Below are 18,744 nucleotides of genomic sequence, written 5' to 3'. Positions count from 1 at the left end.
GTGCGTATGACGTAGCGGTTGGGGTCGGTGTCGTCGACCAAGTACCCCAGAGCGGTGATCTCTTGAGTCCACGGATCGGCCCAACCGCCCGCATCATGCCGTGCGGTCGCATTAGCTATCACCTTATTGCAGAATTCGCAGTCGTCCTTGCTCATTGTCTTGAATGTGCTCAGGTCGCCGGTGGCGTGTACGTATGGGTAGAGGTTGAGGAAGTATGTGGCGGCGGTGGCGGCGCCTTCGGAGGAGAACTCGGGGGTGTAGGGCTGGGGTGGTTCCATGGCCAGGGCGGTGGCTCTGGCCGCGGCCTGTTCGGGTGTCAGCGAGGGTGTAGCACTGGCGCTGGCGCTGGTGCTGGTGCTGGGGGTGGCCGGTGGGGTCCAGGTGGGACTGTAGAAGCTACTGGCGCCACTGCCCCGGGAACACCCGGCACCCAACACGACCAAACACCCCGCCACCGCCACAAGTAGCAGCGCCCGGCCCGCCCCTGCGACACCGCGGGTGGAACCGTCAGATCGCAGGCGCAGATGGGCCCCGGCGGCCGGCACCCTGTATCGACGCGGCTTGCGATGACTTGTGGGAGCGGTGGACATGGGGGCGACCTCCTCGGTGAGGACCCAAAAAAGGGGGACTATCGGGCGCGCCGACCCGAATGTCGGCGCCAGGCAACCGTACCCACACCCCCACAAGGACTGCCACCCCCAACCACCCACCTGTGGAAAACCCACCCACCCCTGCCCGCCAACCTGTGGAAAACCCAGTCCCCAACCCGCGGGGCCCGCACCCCAACAACCAACCACAACACGCCATAAGTACCGAACTCAGCACGTAAGATCTACCGAACTCGGCGGAGGGGGCGGAGGTGCGGAGGGGGGCGGGTGATGCTGGCGGGGTGTTGTGTTGAGGTTGCGATTTGGTCTACGGTACAAAGATAGGTGCGTTTTGACCTCGCCTTTTCCGCATGACTTCGTTGAAAGTTGGTGGCTGGAGGGGCTTGGGGGGTGTCGGTGGCGCTTGGCTTGTTTTCAACGAAAGGTGGTAGTTTCAGGGTGGTGCCAGTCGGTCCCGTGGGGTGTTTGCGGGGTCGGTGGCGATCTCGAGCCTGGAAGTGGCGGAATGACGCGGTTTCCAGGGGTAGGGGGCAGGAAGCACCTCGCACCTCAAGGTGCATTAGGCGCGGGCGGAGCGTGTGGGACCGTCAGCCTCGGATTTGCTCTATGGTTAGTGCATGCTTAGCCAGGCGGTTCAGCGGACCCTGTTCACTCCACTGCTCGGTAGAGCGCGTGCGGCACGCCTGTGGCCGCACTGCTTTCAGGACACCTGGGCCCAGGACCTGGCCCAAAGAATGACAGCGCGCATGCCCGAACTCGCGGCCGCTGACTTGGGTGACGTCCCCGCAGCCATCTACGCCCTGCGGCATCGGGCTGCGGTGACCGAGGTGCGCAGGTACCTTCAGGACCACCCCGGCGCCGCCGTCGTCGACCTGGGCTGCGGAGTGGACCGACTCGTGGACGATGTGGACGACCCCGCGGCACGCGTCTACTGCCTGGACCTGCCAGAAGTCATGAGCCTGCGGCGCGAGTGGCTACCACCTCACCCACACGAGAGGGAACTGCCCGCCTCCCTGACGGACACCGACTGGATGGCAGACATCGACGCCGACACCGGAATGATCGCCGTCGCCTCCGGCGTGGTCTACTTCTTCGCGGAGGAGGACGTGCAGCGGCTGGTCGACGAGCTGGCGCACCGCTTCCCCGGTGGCAGAATCGTTTATGACGCTGAATCGCCCGATCTGGTCGCGGCGAGCGAGCAGGCTGTACGTGACGCGGGCGTCGCCGACGCACCCATGCCCTACCGGGTTGAGGATCCGCTGGCCCCGCTGCGCTGGTCCCGGGCGGTGGGAACGGTAAGGGCGGATTACGGGTTGCTGTCCTATCTGCCCGACGACGCCGATCTGCCCGCCCCCGTCATGCAGGCGTTGGAGGACCTGCGTGAGCACCGCTCCCTATACGAGGTTGTGGCCGATTTCGTCCGCTGAGGCGCGTAGGACGCGTTGCCCCCGGTTTCGGCCACGGGCGGCGCGCCGAAGCGGAGCCACCAGGCTCTCCGCGAGCTACCACTGCCATGCCCCCGACTCAATGAGTCTCCTCGCCGGCGCCAACGGGGCCTGCGCGGACTCGACATCCTCTATGACGGCTCATCGCCTTGGCGGGTGCTCGTGGGCTGGCGGGTGATGCGATGGTCACGCCGAATTCGGGGAGGACGGACATTCGACCGGGTCGATCACGCTCAGCCCGAGATTCTCCGCAACGGTCTTCATTGTGGCGTCGTGAGTGGCGACGGCACTCGTTTCACCCAGAACAAGAGCAGTCGCCAGATGCAGAGCATCCAGGGTCTTGACGTGCCTCTCAATGGATTCGGCCACCGTATGCACCTGGCGCGTGATGTCGATCAGACCCACGCGGTCGAGCAGAGGAAGCCCGTCGCGTAGCGGTCGGTTCTCTCTACGCAGGACGCGGATCACCTCCGTGCGCAGCAGGCGCGAGGAGACTAGCGTCATCCCCGGTGATTGCATCCAGGCCTGGACCTGTTTTCGCTCGGGCACATCCAGGATCGTGCGCAGGGCCACCGACGAATCGAGATAAACCACTTGAGCGGGCATGGTCAGTGAGCCCCGCGCTGCTCGGCGAGCAGGGCGTCCGCCTCCGCGCTCGTGTATGCCGGACCGCCCGGGTGGGACGGCCAAGGCGTGGGGGCCTCGGCCGCAGGCTCATACAGCCCCTCACGCTCCAGACGCGCAAGTGCGCTTGAAACACCCTGCACGGCGCTGACTCGCCAGCGCGGGGTGCCGCGCTCAGTCACGACCACGTCGGCGGTTTCGGTGACCTGGGCGAGCACGACGGCGGTGTGCTGATTGAGGTCCCGTTTGGTCACGGTGCGCATGGGGTCATCGTACGCCAAAGTACTACCTATGTCAGACATTTGGTGGACACGAGGCCGGGTGGCGCCGAGGGGAGGACTCGAGACGTGCCCGGGACGAGCTGACGTCACACTAGTCCTCTGAGGACTACGGTCGGCGTGCGTCTCGCGTCCTCTTCGCCCAGACGCTGTTGTTGCGCCAATCCGGGGGAAACAGCAGGCAACCGCAGGTAATTTCAAACAAACGCACCGAAACTGCCCTTGCGAGCCAGCGCCCGGAAGTGTACGCTCATGCTCAATTCCTCAGAGGAGTTGAGCTGGTATGGCCCCGTCTCGCATCGACACCGCAGTCGCCGAGGTGCTGCGCCGAGTCGTGGACGGCACCTATGCCGTGGGCTCCGCTCTGCCGGGGGAGGAGGCGCTCGCCGCCGTCCTGTCCGTCTCCCGACTAACCGCGCGCGAGGCCACCCGGGTCCTGATAACACGGGGCGTCCTCTCGGCCCGCCAGGGATCGGGCACTTACGTCAACGATCCCGCCGACTGGCAGGACCTGGCCAGCCTGGTCGCCCTCGCCCGTCACGAAGGCTCGGAGCGCGAGATCGGCCTGGCACTGCTGGAGGTACGGCGCATGATCGAGGTCGGCAGCGCCGGCATCGCCGCCGCCCGCATCACCCCCGAACGCCTGACCGCGATGGAGTCCACTCTCGCTGCCCTCAAGGACGCGGACGCCGCCGACGACGTCGAGGCCGCCACCGCCGCGGACCTCGCCTTCCACGACCACATCATCGAGGCCACCGGCAACCTCTTCATTCACGCCACCTTCGCACCCCTGCGGCAGGAGTTGGTGATGGCCCGCCGGGTCACCTCCGCCCACCACGAGGTGCGCGCCCACGCCATCGCCCAGCACGAGCGCATCCTGCTGGCGCTGCGCCTCGGCTCGCCCGACGCCGCCAAGGCGGCCATGCGCGCCCACATGGATCAGACCACCAACGACCTCCTGGAATACACCACCTGACCGTTTAGCCGTACCGGTGCGCGGCCCGAGGCCGGCAATCCAGGCGACACCCACAACCGCATACCCCTAAACAACAGTCACAAAGGAGTGCACTCATGAAGACCCTGGACGAACTCACCGCGGGCATCCCCGCCGGTCAGGCCGTGGACCCGGCACAAGTATCCGCCGCCCTGACCAGGGCGCTGGTCGTCCTCGACGACGACCCCACCGGCACCCAGTCGGTCGCCGACCTGCCGGTGGTAACCGGATGGGAGGTCGAGGACCTGGCGTGGGCCCTCGCCACCGGCGCCAGCGCCGTTTACGTAATGACCAACTCGCGCAGCCTCGACCCCGAGGCGGCCGCCCGCGTCAATACCGAGGTGGTGTCCAACGCCCTGGCCTCAGCCGAGTCGGTCGGCAGGGAGATCACCTTCGTCTCCCGCTCCGACTCCACACTGCGCGGCCACTTCCCACTGGAGCCCGACACCATAGCCAACCTGCTGGAACACGCCGACACCAAGGTGGACGGCGTCATCCTGTCCCCGGCCTTCCCAGACGCCGGGCGCATCACCGTGCACGGCACCCACTACGCCGGCAGCGCACAGACCGGTTTCGTGCCCGTCGGAGACACCGAGTTCGCCGCCGACAAGACCTTCGGCTACCGGGCCTCCTACCTGCCCGAGTGGGTCGAGGAGAAGACAGCAGGTGCCACCCGGGCGCAGGACGTCGTCGTCATCGACCTGGCCACCCTGCGCAGCGACGAGGACGCCGTCGTCGCCCGGCTCGCCTCCGTGCACAACCGCACGCCGATCGCAGTCGACTGCGTGGAGGAGAACGACCTGCTGCTGCTCGCCCGCGCCCTCCAGCGGGCGGAGGCGGCCGGCGCGAACTTCGTCTACCGCGTCGGCCCGCCCTTCGTCCGGGCACGCATCGGGCAGGTGCCGCATGCGCCGCTCACCCCCGAGCAGGCCCGTCCGGCCGACTTCGCCCCCGCCTCCGACGCGGCCGGAGGCCTGATCGTGGTGGGCTCGCATGTGGGCCTGACCGGGCGCCAAGTCGACGGATTGCGTGCGGCCACCGGCACGCCCGAAATAGTTATTGACGTGCCCGCCGTGCTCGACGCCGATCGGCGCGACGCCCACGTCAGGCAGGTCGCCGAACAGGCGGCCGCCGCGCTGCGTGAGGGCAACGTGGTGGTCCGCCGCGGCGGCGCCTTCGTGGCCGGACGAGACGCGGACGAATCCCTCGAATTCGCCCGCCGCGTCTCGGCCGCCGTCGTCGAAATCGTCCAACGCATCGTCGCCGCCCGCTGCCCCCGATTCGTCATCGCCAAAGGCGGTATCACCTCCTCCGACGTCGCCTCCCGCGGACTGGGCATGCGCCGGGCGCTGGTCCGCGGCCCCATGCTGCCCGGCATCGTCTCGTTGTGGGAACCGCAGGACGGCCCCGCAGCCGGCATCCCCTACATCGTGTTCGCCGGCAACGTCGGCGACGAGAACTCACTCACCGCCGTCGTAGGCACCCTCAACGCCTGACCACCAACACCTGCCCGCCCCACCCGGCGGGTCCTCCACCGATCCCGACTTCCAAACACTCCGGGGCAGTTGCCCCACAACCGATCAAAGGAGATCTCATCATGACCACCACCGTCGCCGTCCTCGGACTGGGCGCCATGGGCCTGCCCATGGCCACCAACCTGTCCCAGAACTTCACCGTCCGCGGCTTCGACATCGCCGCCGAACGCCTCGCCCTCGCCCAGCAGGCCGGGGTCGTGCCCGCGACCTCGGCGGCCGAGGCCGTCGCCGACGCCGACGTCGTCCTGGTCGCCGTCCGCAACCAGGTGCAGCTGGAGGAACTGTTGTTCGGCCCGGACGGCATCGCCGCTTCCATGCGCCCCGGCGCCGCCGTCCTGCTCACCTCCACCGTGGGCGGAGCCGGTGTGGAGGCGGTAGCCGGCCGCCTGCAGGAAATGGGTCTGCTGCTGGTGGACGCCCCGGTCTCCGGCGGGCCGGTGCGCGCCGGAGACGGCGACCTGCTCGTCGTCGTCGGCGCCGATGACCGGGCCTGGGCAGCGACCGCGGATGTGCTCGAGGCGATGTCCTCCACCCTGGTGCGTGTGGGCGACGAGCCCGGTTACGGCCAGTCCATGAAGACCGTCAACCAGCTCCTGTGCGGCGTGCACATTGCCGCCGCCGGTGAGGCACTGGCCCTGGCTCGTGCCCTCGGCCTGGATGTTGAGGCGGCCCTGAAGGCGCTCATGGCCGGTGCCGCCGAGTCCTTCATGCTCGGTGACCGCGGGCAGCGCATGCTGCAGGCCTACGACGCGGACGGCCCCGAGGTGCGCTCCCGGCTCGACATCTTCGTGAAGGACATGGGCATCGTCACCGCCGCTGCCAAGTCGGTCGGGTTGTCCACGCCTGTTGCCGCGGCCGCGGAGCAGCTGTATCTGCAGGGTGCCCGGCGCGGCCTGGGGGCGCAGGACGACTCCACGGTCATAACCGTGATCGCGCCCGAGCGGGACTGAGGGCGAAACCATGTCCACTACCGTCCTGTTGATACTGGCCGTCGCGGCGATCGCGGTTCTGCTGGTACTGGTCATCAAGGCCAAGATGAGCGCCTTCGTGGCCATGATCCTGGTGTCCATGGTGCTCGCCCTGGCGGCGCGCATCCCGATCGGGGACGTGGTCCAGACCATGATCGACGGCATGGGCAGGACTCTCGGGTCCGTGGCCATGGTCGTCGGCCTGGGGGCCATGCTGGGCAGGGTCATTGAGGCCGCCGGCGGCGCCGAGATACTGGCCGAGCGCTTCACCCGCATGCTGGGACGTGAACGCGTGATCGCGGCGGTGGTCGCCGCCGCCTTCATCCTCGGCATTCCGATCTTCTTCGACGTCGGCTTCATCATCCTGGCGCCGATCGTCTTCGGCTTCGCGTCCATCGCGAAGATCAATCCGCTCAAAATCGGCCTGCCGGTGGCGGCGACCATGATGGCCCTGCACGTGGTTCTGCCGCCCCATCCGGGTCCGGTCGCCTCGGCCGCCACTCTGGGCGTCGACGTCGGACTGCTGATGCTGTTGGCCCTGCCGGTGTGTGCGTTGGTGGCGGTCGTGGTCTACTTCGCCTCCAAGCGCATGGGTCTGGAGGCCGTACCGCTGGGGCGGACCCCGCTGGGCAGTGCCACCGAGGTCGCCGAATCCACCTACACGCCCGGCGGGGCGATCCCGCGAGCCCACGCCACCGGCCCCGGAACGGTCGTATTCCTGATTCTCGAGCCGATCGCGCAGATCATGGTCGGCACCGTCGGCCAGATGCTGGCGGATGTAGGCTCTCCGGCGCACGCCGTGCTCGGGTTCCTCGGCGCCTCGACGACGGCGCTGCTGACCGCCGTGCTGCTGGCCTACTTCATCATCGGCCGTCAGCAGGGGTGGTCCCTGGAACAGCGCGGCAAGGTCCTCGACTCCGCGCTTCCCGATGTAGCGACCATTGTGTTCGTGACCGGCGCCGGGGGAGTGTTCGCCGGAGTCCTGGTGGCCAGCGGTATCGGTGACGCCCTCGCGCAGGCGCTGGTGACCGCGCATATGCCGATTCTGCTGACCGCCTTCGTGATCTCTGCGGCGCTGCGGGCATCGCAGGGCTCGGCGACGGTGGCGATCCTGACGGCGGCCGGGCTGCTGTCGGATGCGGTTGCGGGCGGCGGCTACTCACCACTCCAGGTGGTCCTGATTCAGATGGCGATCGGCTGTGGCGCCCTGGGGTTCTCCCACATCAATGACTCCGGCTTCTGGATCGTCACCAAGTACATGGGGCTGTCCGTAAAGGACGGCCTGAAGAAGTGGACTGTCTTGTCGACCATTGGCGGGCTCACCGGGTTCCTGCTCACCGGTGCCATCTGGCTGGTCGTCTGAAGTCCCGCCACCCCGGCGGCTACGGCAGCAGTGCCGTGTCCGTGCGAACGCCCCTCAATGAAATGGGACTGCGATGGTAATGTCGTCCCATGGAGCTGATGATCGATTCGGGCGGACGCATCCTCCTGCCGAAGAGCCTGCGGGATTCGCTTGGATTACTGCCGGGCACGAAGGTCGATGTGTCTCCCTATGGTGCCGGCGTGCAGTTGACTCCTGGGGGGCGTACCGCGCGGGTGGAGCGTGGCGAGGACGGGCGCCTGGTCGCCACCTCGCAGACTCCAGTCACCGATGATGTGATGTTCGCACTGATCGATGGTGGCCGAAGGTGAACGCCGCTGCGCGCATAGCCGTCGACACGAGTGTTGCCATTCCTCTGCTGGTCGCCTCCCATGAGGCGCACCGCCCGGTGCGTGACTGGGCGAGGGGGCGGCGGCTGAGCCTCAGTGGGCACGCCCTGGCGGAGACCTATGCGGTGCTGACGCGGCTGCCCGGAGACGCGCGTGTTTCCGCCGAAGATGCGGTCGCGCTTATTGATGACCGTTTCCCGGAGGTGCTCGCCCTTTCTGCGAATTCGGCGATCACAGCGCACCGGCGATTGGCTGGCCTTGGAATCGCCGGCGGTGCCGTCTACGACGGCCTGGTCGCCCTCGCGGCACTTGAGCATGGCGCATTGCTTGCCACCAGGGACGCACGTGCGAGGGGAACATATGAGGCGGTCGGAGTCGCCGTCGAGGTAGTCACGGTCGGATAAGCGCACCGGGCAGTGCCCTTCGCGGTCTTGGGGTGAGCCGACGGCTGCCGGCCGACTGGCCGGAGGGGACGAGCCGGGGACCGCCCAAGAGGCGGTAGTGCGGGTGAGGTTGGACCGCCGGGCTGCACTTGGACCGCCCCAGACGTGCGTAGCGGCCCGAAGTGTCCAGGATCGGCACAAACGACTCCGACGTCGTTGGCGGCCGCGGGTAGAACGTTGGAATCATGCGGTTTCTGAAATGGCGCCAGCGGTCGTCGACGGCCTTTGTGCCGAATTCGGACATTCCGCCTCACGGCGGAAGCCCCGGGTACACACCACCAACACCCACCAGCACCCAACCCACCAGGCCGGCAGCGCCACCAGCCGCCACGCCCACAAACCGGAAGAGTCCGATTGGGTGTGAACCGCGTACCGGAAGCAGATGCTGTCATTGATGTTGTTGGTCAGATCACGGATGGCGCGGAGGGGGACGACCCCGAACGCGAAACTGACAACCCACCCTCGCGTCCACCAGACGTACTCAATCGGCCACAGCCCATACAGGATTGTCCAGGTAACTAGCGAGGCGGTGAGCGTGACGGCGGCCAAGGCCGCCCCCCCCCAAATGGCGGCGCGCAGCGCTTCCGTGTCCAGGAGCACGAAGCAGGAGACAAGGCCGAGAATGCACAGAAGAATGGTCGAGTTCGAATATGCCGCCGCCACATCGACGGACCTCGGTACGTAAGATCTACCGACCTCGGCACGTAAGATCTACCGACCTTGGTACGTAAGATCTACCGATCTCGGTGGGGGATGGGGAGTCCGCCGGGGGCCTGGCTGCGACCTGGAGCGGCACCTAACCTGGGGGTGCGCGACCGCCCGGGCCGCGGGAGAGGAACCGGCATGACCGCCACCACTGATGAGTCCGTCTTCGCCGCCGAGAACGTCTTCGGCAAGGGCGAGTTGAACACCGCCTTCGCCCAGTACTTCATCGGCGACAGCTTTCTGAAGAACCTCGTGGAGGATCCCGACTGTGCCGTCGGCGTCCACAACGTCACCTTCTCACCCGGCTGCCGCAACAACTGGCACATCCACCACGCCACCTCCGGCGGCGGCCAAGTGCTCATCTGCACGGCCGGCTCCGGCTGGTACCAGGCGGAGGGCGAGGCACCGGTCTCCCTCGAGCCCGGATCGGTGGTGTTCATTCGCGCCGGTGTCAAGCACTGGCACGGCGCTAAGGCCGACTCCTGGTTCTCCCACATCGCGCTCGCGGTTCCCGGGGAGAACACCTCCAACGAGTGGCTAGAGCCCGTCGACGACTTGGCCTACGCCGCACTCTGAAACGCGCACCCGCCCCGGTCCCATGTTGACCGTCACCTGAGATGTTTCGTCTCAGTTACCCATGGGATGCGACTCTTGGGCCCAGCGCGGGATGCCCGCCTGCTCGAAGACGTGCTCCTGCGCCGTAATCGCAGTCACGGGACGCCGACGTACAGATCGGCATGTTCCGCTGCCAGGTGATAGGTGAAGGAGATACCGTATGCAGGACGTTGTAGAGAAGGTTTATGAGCAGGTTGTTGCCCGCAACCACGGGGAGGCCGAGTTCCACCAGGCCGTCCGCGAGGTGCTGGACTCGCTCGGTCCCGTAATCGCCAAGCACCCGCACTACGCCGAGGCGGGGCTCCTGGAACGCATCGTCGAGCCCGAGCGGCAGATCATGTTCCGCGTCCCGTGGGTGGACGACGCCGGCGCAGTCCACGTCAACCGCGGCTTCCGCATTGAGTTCAACTCGGCACTTGGCCCCTACAAGGGCGGACTGCGCTTCCACTCGAGCGTCAACGCCGGCATCATCAAGTTCCTCGGCTTCGAGCAGATCTTCAAGAACGCCCTGACCGGTCAGGGCATCGGCGGCGGCAAGGGTGGATCCGACTTCGACCCGCACGGCCGTTCAGACGCCGAGGTCATGCGCTTCTGCCAGTCCTTCATGACTGAGCTGTCGCGTCACATCGGTCCGGACACCGACGTCCCGGCCGGCGACATCGGCGTGGGCGGTCGCGAGATCGGCTACATGTTCGGCCAGTACAAGCGCCTGCGCAACAGCTACGACTCCGGTGTCCTGACCGGTAAGGGTCTGGCCTGGGGTGGCTCCCTGGTCCGCACGGAGGCCACCGGCTACGGCACGGTCCTGTTCGCCCAGTCCATGCTGGCCACCAAGGGAGACTCTCTGGAGGGCAAGAAGATCGCCGTTTCCGGCGCCGGAAACGTTGCGATCTACGCCATTGAGAAGGCCCAGCAGCTTGGCGCCAAGCCCATCACCTTCTCCGACTCCTCGGGTTACGTGGTCGATGAGGCCGGCGTGGACCTCGAGCTGCTCAAGCAGGTCAAGGAGGTCGAGCGCGGCCGCGTCGCCGACTACGCCTCCCGCCGTCCCGGTGCCCGCCTGGTCACCGAGGGCCGCCCCTGGGACGTCCCGGTCGACGTCGCCCTGCCCTGCGCCACCCAGAACGAGCTCGATGCCGCCTCCGCCGCCTCCCTGCTGCGTAACGGCTGCGCCGTCGTCGCCGAGGGCGCCAACATGCCCTGCACCCCGGAGGCCATCGAGGCCTTCCAGGCCGCCGGTATCCTCTACGCGCCCGGCAAGGCCTCCAACGCCGGCGGCGTGGCCACCTCCGCCCTGGAGATGGAGCAGAACGCCGGCCGCACCCGCTGGGACTTCGCCACCGCCGAGGCCAAGCTGACAGCCATCATGGCCGACATCCACGACTCCTGCGTCGCGGCCGCCGCGACCTACGGGCGCCCCGGTGACTACGTCCTGGGTGCCAACGCCGCCGGCTTCACCCGCGTCGCCGACGTCATGATCGCCCACGGCATCGTCTGAGCAGCTCGCCCGACAATCCGCTAGCCGAGGGTTGGCCAATTAGGTGAGCCATTAGGCGTAGCCAACCGGCGGATCCGGTCACCCCGGGATCACGTTTCCGGCGGTACTTCACCCGACGACGGCGCTCGGTCTTCTTTAACGAGGGGACCGGGCGCCGCCGCCATAGTCCCGATAATGCGGGCGGATGTGCCCGCCCCGCGGAGAGGACCCACACTGATAGGTGAAAGGAGGCTGAGAATCGCCAAATTGTCATCATTGCTAATTGGTTAGCGGCGTGGACCGCGGGTGTCCTGACACCTATGGTGATGTCAATCGTTCGACCGACCGAGGATCATCACAAGGATCAACATGAGACCGCGCCAATTGGTTCGGGCGGCCGTCTCCGTGACGGCCATCGCCCTCGCAGTCTTGACCCCCGCCGCAGCGTCACCGATCGCGGTCGCCGGCTCGTCCGTCGGTGGCCCGGTGGTTGTGGCCGCCCCGCTGGAGGGCATGCTCGCCGGCAGCGGCGGCGCCGATGCGGTCGCCGCACCCGTCACGATCAACCTGCTCGGCATCTCCGACTTCGCCGGACACATCGAGCGGGTGTCCTCCCAGAGCGAGGGGGCGCAGTTCGTCACCGATCCGGGCGCGATCACGCTCGCCTGTGAGGTCGCGGCTGTGCGCGCCGCCCAGCCGGACACGCTGCTGGTCTCCACCGGTGACAATGTGGGCGGCTCCGCCTACATCTCTTCGGTCCTGGAGGATCAGCCGACCATTGACATCCTGGGCGCGATCGACCTGGACGTCACGGCCGCCGGCAACCACGAGTTCGACCGCGGCGCCAAGGACCTCGCAACCCGCCTGCTGGGTGCGCTCGACGCCCCGGTGCTGGCCGCCAACGTCACCGGGAATGACGCCCTGAGCGCCGAGGGTGACGGTGACGGCGTCTGGACCACCGAGGTCGACGGCGCCACCGTGGGCTTCGTCGGTCTGACCACCGACTCCCTGCCGAGCCTGGTGACGGAGTCGGCGCTTGAGGGACTGGAGGTGACGGACCTCGTGGAGACCGCGAACGCCCGCGCGGCCGCGTTGAAGGACGGCGACGCCGCCAACGGGGAGGCCGACGTCGTGATCGTCCTGGCCCACGAGGACGCCGAGGTATACGCCGGCCGGTTCAACGGCTCCGTCGACGCCGTATTCGGCGGGCACACCCACGCCGCTCACGCCTCCGCCATCACCGGCAGGGACGGCAACCCCATCGCGGTCGTTCAGCCCGGCCAGTTCGGCGAACTGCTCGGCAACATCACCCTCTCCCTCAATCCCGCAACCGGCGCCGTCGACGTCGTCAAGGCCGAGAATATTGACCTGACCGACTCGGACTGCACCGCTGACGCCTACGGTGTACAGGAGATCGTCGCCCGAGCCTCCCGTGACTCCGAGGCGGCCGGCGCCCGGATCCTGACCTCCTTGGATACGGGCTTCTACCGCGGCACCAATGACGGCACCGATCCCGGCACCAACCGTTCCACCGAGTCCACGGCGGCCAATGTCATCGCCGACTCCTACCGCGCCTGGCTGAACACCGAGATTCAACCCGACGGCGAGCATCGCATCGGCCTGATGAACCCCGGCGGTGTGCGTGCCGACTATCTTCCCGGCGACTTGACCGAAGGTGACGCCTACACGGTGCAGCCCTTCGGCAACGAGATGGGCTACGCCGCCTACACCGGCGCCCAGCTCAGGGCCGTGTTGGCCCAGCAGTGGCGGCCCGACACCTCTCGGCCGACACTCATGCTCGGCGTCTCGGCCAACGTGCAGGTGTACATCGACCAGGATGCCGCCGATGAGCTCGAGGAGTACTGGCGCCGGATCTCCACCGGGGAGCAGACCTCCGCCGACCTCGCCGAGGGCATCGATGCCGCCCGCGGCCGGGTGATCCACTCCGTCTACGTCGACGGGGTCGAACTCACCGATGACGCCGAGGTGGTGGTCGCCTCGAACTCGTTCATGCTCGCGGGCGGCGACGGCTTCACCGTTCTGACCGAGGGTTCTGCGGCACTGACCGGAGTCCTGGACCGCGCCGTCACCGCCGAGTACTTCCAGGCCGGCGGCGCCGCCTCCGCCGACCTGGCCAAGCGGCAGATGGGCGTGGATCTGAAAACCGACGCCACCGGCGGTGATGCCACCGTCCGGTTCACGGGTCTGAGCTTCACCACCGTCTCCGAGCAGGCCGGCGCCGGTGCCGCCCAGGAGGTCACCGCCACGGTCGCCCTGGCTGACGGCGGCACCCAGCAGCTCACCAGTGCCGCCGTCGACACCACCATCACCCCAGAACTGCCGGAGACCGGCACCAGTACACTTAATATCGCCCTGCCGGACGATGTCGCCACCACCGCCTGTCCGATGCAGTCTCAGTCGGAGGACGGCGTCAGTGTTGCGGCGACATGCGCGGTGGTCTCCTTCACCCTGGTGGCCCGTGACGGCTCCACGCGGAGCGTCGACTTTCAGGCCTTCGTCCCCCACCGCGCGGCGAACCACTTGGCCGACACGGGTGCGCCCGCGGCCGGCGATCAGGTCATCACCGCTCCGGCGGAGGAGACCCCGGTCCGTGCCGGGTTCGCCGATGTATTCGGCTCCTTCGGTGCGATGGCCGCCGCGGTGGTCGCGGCCGGTGGTGTTGCCGGCTACAGCGTGATCCGCAGGGGACTGCGTCAGGATGATGCCGTACGGTCGGATATGTGAGACGACGCATTGATCCCGCCGCCGGCGCCCAGGCCTTGCGCAGGTGGGCGGCCACCGTTGACAGCGGCGATCGCCCCCGGCGCTCCGATACGGCCACAGCGGTGCGTTACACCCTGGAGGAGTTGGCCGCCTGCGCACCCGGTCGTGCCGTTGAGGTGCGGGTGCCGCCCTTCGGCGTCACCCAGGCGATCTCCGGCACCGTCCACCGACGCGGCACCCCGCCCACCGTGGTGGAGACCGATCCGGACACCTGGCTCGGCCTGGCGAGCGGGCGCATGAACTGGGACGCGGCCCTGGCATCCGGGGCGTTGCACGCCTCCGGCGAGCGGTGCGACCTGTCCGCCTACCTGCCGCTACTGCGCGCGTGAGCCGGCGCTCGCGGCTCGGCCCGGCCGATCCCGAGGCGATTCGACGCCGCGACGACGTACTCGTGCCCGAGCGGGCATGAATCACACCTGATTCGCGGACACCCCTTCCCAATCAAGTCCGTTCGGACATACACTCATGCCCGAACGGACTTCGGAGAGGAGGTGCGGATGAACGCCGAGCAGCGTCAGCAGGACATCGTTGATGCCGTCGCGCGTGAGGGCAGGGTGGCCGTAACCGACCTGGCCGCGCGTTACGGCGTCACCGTCGAGACCATCCGCCGTGACCTGACTGCCCTGGACCGCGCCGGGGCCCTGCGCAAGGTCCACGGCGGCGCCGTGCCCGCCACCGTCCTGGCGTTGCCGGAGACCGCCGTCGCTGAGCGCGAGCTACTGGGCGCCGCCGCCAAGCAGGCCATCGCCGCCGCCGCCGTGGGTGCCCTCGAGCTGCGCCCGGGCACCTCGATACTGCTCGACGCCGGCACCACCGTCGGCTGCTTGGCCCGTCTCCTGCCCGAGGGCCTGGGCCTGCGGGTCATCACCGACTCCGTGCTCACCGCCGCCGTCTTGGCGGGCCGCGGCGACCTGACCGTACGCATGCTCGGCGGCCAGGTGCGCGGCATCACCCAGGCGGCCGTCGGCCCCGAGGCCCTGGAGGCGCTCGCCGCCCTACGGGTAGGCGTGGCCGTGATGGGCACTAACGGGTTGACGGCTGAGCACGGCCTGTCCACCCCCGACCCGGACGAGGCCGCCGTCAAACGGGCCATGGTCCGTGCGGCCAGGCGCGTGGTAGTCCTGGCCGACTCCACCAAGCTCGGCCAGGAGCACCTGGTCTCCTTCGCCGACCTGGACGAGATCGACCTGCTCGTCACCGATGCCGCCCTGTCCGACCCACTTTCCGCCCAACTCGCCGATTCAGGAACCGAGGTACTTCTCGCATGATCATCACCCTCACGCCAAACCCCTCGCTGGACCGCACGGTCACGCTTACCGGGCCGCTTGTACGCGGCGGGGTGAATCGGCTCCAGTCGGTCACCGTTGAACCGGGCGGCAAGGGACTCAACGTCGCCAGAGTGCTCGCCCGCTCCGGCCACGAGGTCACCGCGATTCTGCCGGCTCCCGAGCGCGACCCGTTGGTGGCGGCCCTGGAGGGGCTGACCGAGGCCGGCCTGTCAGCGACCACGGTCGATGTGGCCGGGGCGGTGCGTGTCAACACCGCCGTCACCGAGCCCGACGGCACTACCACTAAGCTCAACGAGCCGGGCGCGGCCCTGGCCGCAGCGGAGGTCGACGCCGTTGAGGCGGCACTGCGCGAGGCGGTTGCGGTCGGTGCCGATACGGGCGGCGGTCACAGCTGGGCGATTCTGTCCGGCTCGCTCCCCCCGGGCGCCCCCGGTGACTGGTATGCCAGGCTCGTGCGGCTGCTGCGCCAGGAGGCCCCCGGACTGCGCATCGCCGTAGACACCTCTGACGCCCCGCTGGCGGAACTGGCCGCCGCCCTGCCCGACGCCGCCCCGGACCTGATCAAGCCCAACGGTGAGGAACTCGGCCAGCTCGCCGGAATGCCCGCCGAGCAGGCCACCGCCCTTGAGGAGGGCGCTCTGGCCGGTGACTACGCGCCTGTGGCGCAGGCCGCACGGGTCCTGGTGGACTTCGGCGTGGGGGCGGTAATGGCCACACTCGGCGCCGCCGGCGCCGTGTTGGTGACTGCGGACGGCGCCTGGCGGGCCACCGCGCCGGCTGTCCCGGTCATCTCCACCGTCGGCGCGGGAGACTCCTCCGTCGCCGGTTACATTCTCGCCGACATTCGCGGCGATGCCGCACCCGAGCGCCTGGCCACCGCCATGGCCTACGGCTCCGCCGCCGCCGGTCTGCCCGGAACCACCCTGCCCGGACCCGATGACCTGCCCGAACGGGCCGCCGTCATCGCCGAACTCTGAACGCACCCAGACGACCAGGGGGCTGATCCCAAACCAAACCATCCGGCGCGCGCCCACCGGCCCGCGCATCCGATCCCGACCCGCCCCGCACCGGCGGAGCGGCATTACCAGGAGACAACAAGGAAAACACCATGTCCCAACCCACCAACTCAGCGAGCACGCCGCTGATCATCCCCGAACTCGTCCGCCTGGACGCGCCCGCGGGCGCCGACAAGCAGGCGGTCATCAATTACCTGGCGGATGTCGTGGCCACCGCCGGCCGCGCCGACACCAACGAGGGACTCGCCGCCGACGCCCTGGCCCGCGAGGCCACCGCGCCTACCGGCATCCCCGGCGGCATCGCCATTCCGCACTGCCGCAGCCCGCACGTGCTCGCGCCCTCACTCGGCTTCGCCCGGCTGACCGAGCCCGTCGACTTCGGGGCCGCCGACGGTCAGGGGGCGGACCTCGTATTCATGATCGCCGCACCCGCCGGTGCCGACGACTTCCACCTGCAGCTGCTGGCGAAGCTGGCTCGCGGACTGATGAAGAGCGAGTTCACCGACGCCCTGCGTGCTGCCGCCACCCCCGCGGACGTCGCCCGGCTGGTCACCGAGCAGGTCCAACCCGAACTGCTCGACGACGGCGCCGCCCCCGCTGCGGGGGACCCGGATACAGGTGAGGCTCCCGCAGCGCCCGCGGCGGGAGCCGGTGCGGAACGCGTCATAGTCGGCGTGTCCTCCTGCCCCACCGGCATCGCCCACACCTTCATGGCCGCCGAGGCACTGGAGCAGGCCGGTAAGGAGCGCGGCGTAACCGTGCGCATCGAGGGGCAGGGTTCGGGCAAGATCGACTGGCTGGACGCCGATCTGATCCAGTCCGCCGACGCGGTGATCTTCGCCCACGACCTTCCCGTCAAGGGCCTGGAGCGCTTCGCCGGGAAGCCCGTGATCGACGTCGGCGTCAAGGCCGCCGTAAACGACGCCGGCTCCCTGGTGGACCAGGCCCTGGCCGCCATCGACGATCCGGGCGCCAAGCGCGTGATCGCCGGCGGCTCCGGGGGTGGCGGCGGTCAGGCCGAGGGAGAGGAGGAGCAGGTCCATTGGGCGCGGCGTCTGCAGCGCTCGGTGATGACCGGCGTGTCATACATGATCCCCTTCGTGGCTGCCGGCGGTCTGCTGACGGCCTTGGGCTTCCTGTTCGGCGGCTACGACATTGGCGCTACCGCCCAGACCATCGTTATCGGTAACGCCGATGAGGGGCTCGCTGCCTCCAGCCTGTGGAACCTGCCGGATCTGAGCAACCCGGCCTACGCGGCCCCGCACGCCCTTGGTGGCTCCCCGCTGATGGCCTATATCGGCGCGGTCTTCGCCCTCCTGGGCAGTGCGGCCATGAACTTCCTGGTGCCCGCCCTGGCGGGATACACCGCCTTCGGACTGGCCGGACGGCCCGGTATCGCCCCCGGCTTCGCCATGGGTGCGCTGTCGGTGACCATGGGTGCCGGCTTCATCGGTGGTCTGATCGGCGGACTGCTCGCGGGCTACATGGCCGCCTGGCTGGCGGGTCTGGACGCGCCGCGCTGGCTGCGCAGCCTCATGCCGGTGGTCATCATTCCACTGTCCACCACGCTGGTGGTCGGCTCCCTGATGTACATGGTGCTCGGCAACCCGCTCGCCTCCCTGATGACCTGGTTGAGCGATTCGCTGACCTCCATGGCCGGCTCCGGCTCCGCCATTTTCCTGGGCGTGATCCTCGGGCTGATGATGTGCTTCGACCTGGGCGGACCCGTCAACAAGGCCGCCTACCTGTTCGCCTCCGCCGGCCTGTCCGCGGCTACCACCGCCTCCTACGAGATCATGGCCGCCGTCATGGCGGCGGGCATGGTTCCGCCGCTGGCACTCGCCCTGGCCACCACGGTGCGCCCGGGTCTGTTCACCGACGTTGAGCGTGACAACGGGCGGGCCGCCTGGCTGCTGGGCGCCTCCTTCATCTCCGAGGGTGCCATTCCCTTCGCCGCCGCCGACCCGTTGCGCATCATCCCGCCGTCCATGGTCGGCGGCGCCGTCACCGGCGCCCTGTCCATGGCGCTGCACGTGGGCTCGCGCGCCCCGCACGGGGGGATCTTCGTGTTCTTCGCGATCGACAACCTGCTCGGGTTCTTCATCTCGATCATCGCGGGCATGCTCGTGACGGCCGCGGGTGTGCTGATCCTCAAGCAGGCCCGGGCCCGCAAGCTCGCCGCCGAGGCCGCGGCCGGGGCGGAGCCTGCCGCCGTCGCCGCCTGAGCGCCCTTCCCCAACAGCGCCCTTCCCC

18 protein-coding genes are annotated in these 18,744 nt (G+C 68.6%); 14 read left to right on the top strand and 4 right to left on the bottom strand.

The window, feature by feature from the left end; translation table 11 throughout:
- Positions 1-278, bottom strand: a 278-nt coding sequence (locus Q4A20_RS12755; RefSeq protein ID WP_303123504.1) for a DUF6318 family protein, incomplete at its 3' end; no start/stop codon positions are given.
- Between the two features lie 947 nt (positions 279-1,225).
- On the opposite strand from Q4A20_RS12755, the gene Q4A20_RS12750 reads away from it, so the two are divergent.
- Complete coding sequence (locus tag Q4A20_RS12750; RefSeq protein ID WP_303123503.1) at positions 1,226-2,035, top strand: class I SAM-dependent methyltransferase; 810 nt, start codon at positions 1,226-1,228, stop codon at positions 2,033-2,035.
- A 204-nt stretch (positions 2,036-2,239) separates the two neighbouring features.
- Here the strand turns inward: Q4A20_RS12750 and Q4A20_RS12745 are convergent, their stop codons facing one another.
- Positions 2,240-2,647, bottom strand: coding sequence for a type II toxin-antitoxin system VapC family toxin (locus Q4A20_RS12745; RefSeq protein ID WP_303123502.1), 408 nt, complete (start codon positions 2,645-2,647; stop codon positions 2,240-2,242).
- A 14-nt stretch (positions 2,648-2,661) separates the two neighbouring features.
- Positions 2,662-2,940, bottom strand: a complete 279-nt coding sequence (locus Q4A20_RS12740) for a hypothetical protein (RefSeq protein WP_303123500.1) — start codon at positions 2,938-2,940, stop codon at positions 2,662-2,664.
- Between the two features lie 298 nt (positions 2,941-3,238).
- On the opposite strand from Q4A20_RS12740, the gene Q4A20_RS12735 reads away from it, so the two are divergent.
- From Q4A20_RS12735 to Q4A20_RS12710, 6 genes are all read left to right on the top strand, one after another.
- The gene (locus Q4A20_RS12735; RefSeq protein WP_303123498.1) at positions 3,239-3,931 is read left to right on the top strand and encodes a FadR/GntR family transcriptional regulator; all 693 of its coding nucleotides are present in this window, start codon (positions 3,239-3,241) and stop codon (positions 3,929-3,931) included.
- A gap of 95 nt (positions 3,932-4,026) precedes the next feature.
- On the top strand, positions 4,027-5,445 hold the full coding sequence (locus Q4A20_RS12730) for a four-carbon acid sugar kinase family protein (RefSeq protein ID WP_303123496.1): 1,419 nt from the start codon (positions 4,027-4,029) through the stop codon (positions 5,443-5,445).
- 101 nt (positions 5,446-5,546) lie between these two features.
- Complete coding sequence (locus Q4A20_RS12725; protein ID WP_303123495.1) at positions 5,547-6,434, top strand: NAD(P)-dependent oxidoreductase; 888 nt, start codon at positions 5,547-5,549, stop codon at positions 6,432-6,434.
- A gap of 10 nt (positions 6,435-6,444) precedes the next feature.
- Positions 6,445-7,815 (top strand): GntP family transporter, encoded by a 1,371-nt coding sequence (locus Q4A20_RS12720; RefSeq protein ID WP_303123494.1) that lies wholly within the window; start codon positions 6,445-6,447, stop codon positions 7,813-7,815.
- Between the two features lie 89 nt (positions 7,816-7,904).
- On the top strand, positions 7,905-8,144 hold the full coding sequence (locus tag Q4A20_RS12715; RefSeq protein WP_303123493.1) for an AbrB/MazE/SpoVT family DNA-binding domain-containing protein: 240 nt from the start codon (positions 7,905-7,907) through the stop codon (positions 8,142-8,144).
- Positions 8,141-8,566, top strand: a complete 426-nt coding sequence (locus tag Q4A20_RS12710; protein WP_303123491.1) for a PIN domain-containing protein — start codon at positions 8,141-8,143, stop codon at positions 8,564-8,566. Before Q4A20_RS12715 ends, Q4A20_RS12710 begins: the two co-directional genes overlap by 4 nt.
- A gap of 222 nt (positions 8,567-8,788) precedes the next feature.
- Here the strand turns inward: Q4A20_RS12710 and Q4A20_RS12705 are convergent, their stop codons facing one another.
- Positions 8,789-9,268 carry a hypothetical protein gene (locus Q4A20_RS12705; protein ID WP_303123490.1) on the bottom strand — a complete coding sequence of 160 codons (480 nt, stop codon included), beginning with the start codon at positions 9,266-9,268 and terminating at the stop codon, positions 8,789-8,791.
- A gap of 180 nt (positions 9,269-9,448) precedes the next feature.
- On the opposite strand from Q4A20_RS12705, the gene Q4A20_RS12700 reads away from it, so the two are divergent.
- The 7 genes from Q4A20_RS12700 to Q4A20_RS12670 all read left to right on the top strand — a co-directional run bounded on the left by Q4A20_RS12700 (position 9,449) and on the right by Q4A20_RS12670 (position 18,716).
- Positions 9,449-9,886: a cupin domain-containing protein gene (locus tag Q4A20_RS12700; RefSeq protein WP_303123488.1), complete on the top strand. Its 438-nt coding sequence runs from the start codon at positions 9,449-9,451 to the stop codon at positions 9,884-9,886.
- Positions 9,887-10,085: 199 nt separating this feature from the next.
- The gene (gdhA, locus tag Q4A20_RS12695) at positions 10,086-11,423 is read left to right on the top strand and encodes an NADP-specific glutamate dehydrogenase (RefSeq protein ID WP_303123486.1); all 1,338 of its coding nucleotides are present in this window, start codon (positions 10,086-10,088) and stop codon (positions 11,421-11,423) included.
- 348 nt (positions 11,424-11,771) lie between these two features.
- Complete coding sequence (locus Q4A20_RS12690; protein WP_303123485.1) at positions 11,772-14,147, top strand: bifunctional UDP-sugar hydrolase/5'-nucleotidase; 2,376 nt, start codon at positions 11,772-11,774, stop codon at positions 14,145-14,147.
- The gene (locus tag Q4A20_RS12685) at positions 14,144-14,515 is read left to right on the top strand and encodes a sterol carrier family protein (RefSeq protein ID WP_303123484.1); all 372 of its coding nucleotides are present in this window, start codon (positions 14,144-14,146) and stop codon (positions 14,513-14,515) included. Before Q4A20_RS12690 ends, Q4A20_RS12685 begins: the two co-directional genes overlap by 4 nt.
- Positions 14,516-14,683: 168 nt before the next feature.
- Positions 14,684-15,454, top strand: coding sequence for a DeoR/GlpR family DNA-binding transcription regulator (locus Q4A20_RS12680; RefSeq protein ID WP_303123482.1), 771 nt, complete (start codon positions 14,684-14,686; stop codon positions 15,452-15,454).
- Positions 15,451-16,452 carry a 1-phosphofructokinase family hexose kinase gene (locus Q4A20_RS12675; protein ID WP_303123481.1) on the top strand — a complete coding sequence of 334 codons (1,002 nt, stop codon included), beginning with the start codon at positions 15,451-15,453 and terminating at the stop codon, positions 16,450-16,452. Before Q4A20_RS12680 ends, Q4A20_RS12675 begins: the two co-directional genes overlap by 4 nt.
- 131 nt (positions 16,453-16,583) lie before the next feature.
- Positions 16,584-18,716, top strand: a complete 2,133-nt coding sequence (locus Q4A20_RS12670) for a fructose-specific PTS transporter subunit EIIC (protein WP_303123479.1) — start codon at positions 16,584-16,586, stop codon at positions 18,714-18,716.
- The last annotated feature ends 28 nt before the right edge of the window (positions 18,717-18,744 follow it).

The organism is Actinomyces sp. (assembly GCF_030530635.1).
Classification (GTDB): Bacteria; Actinomycetota; Actinomycetes; order Actinomycetales; family Actinomycetaceae; genus Actinomyces.
The sequence above is the reverse complement of the archived record's forward strand: the minus strand, read 5'-3'. Positions and strand labels throughout refer to the sequence as shown.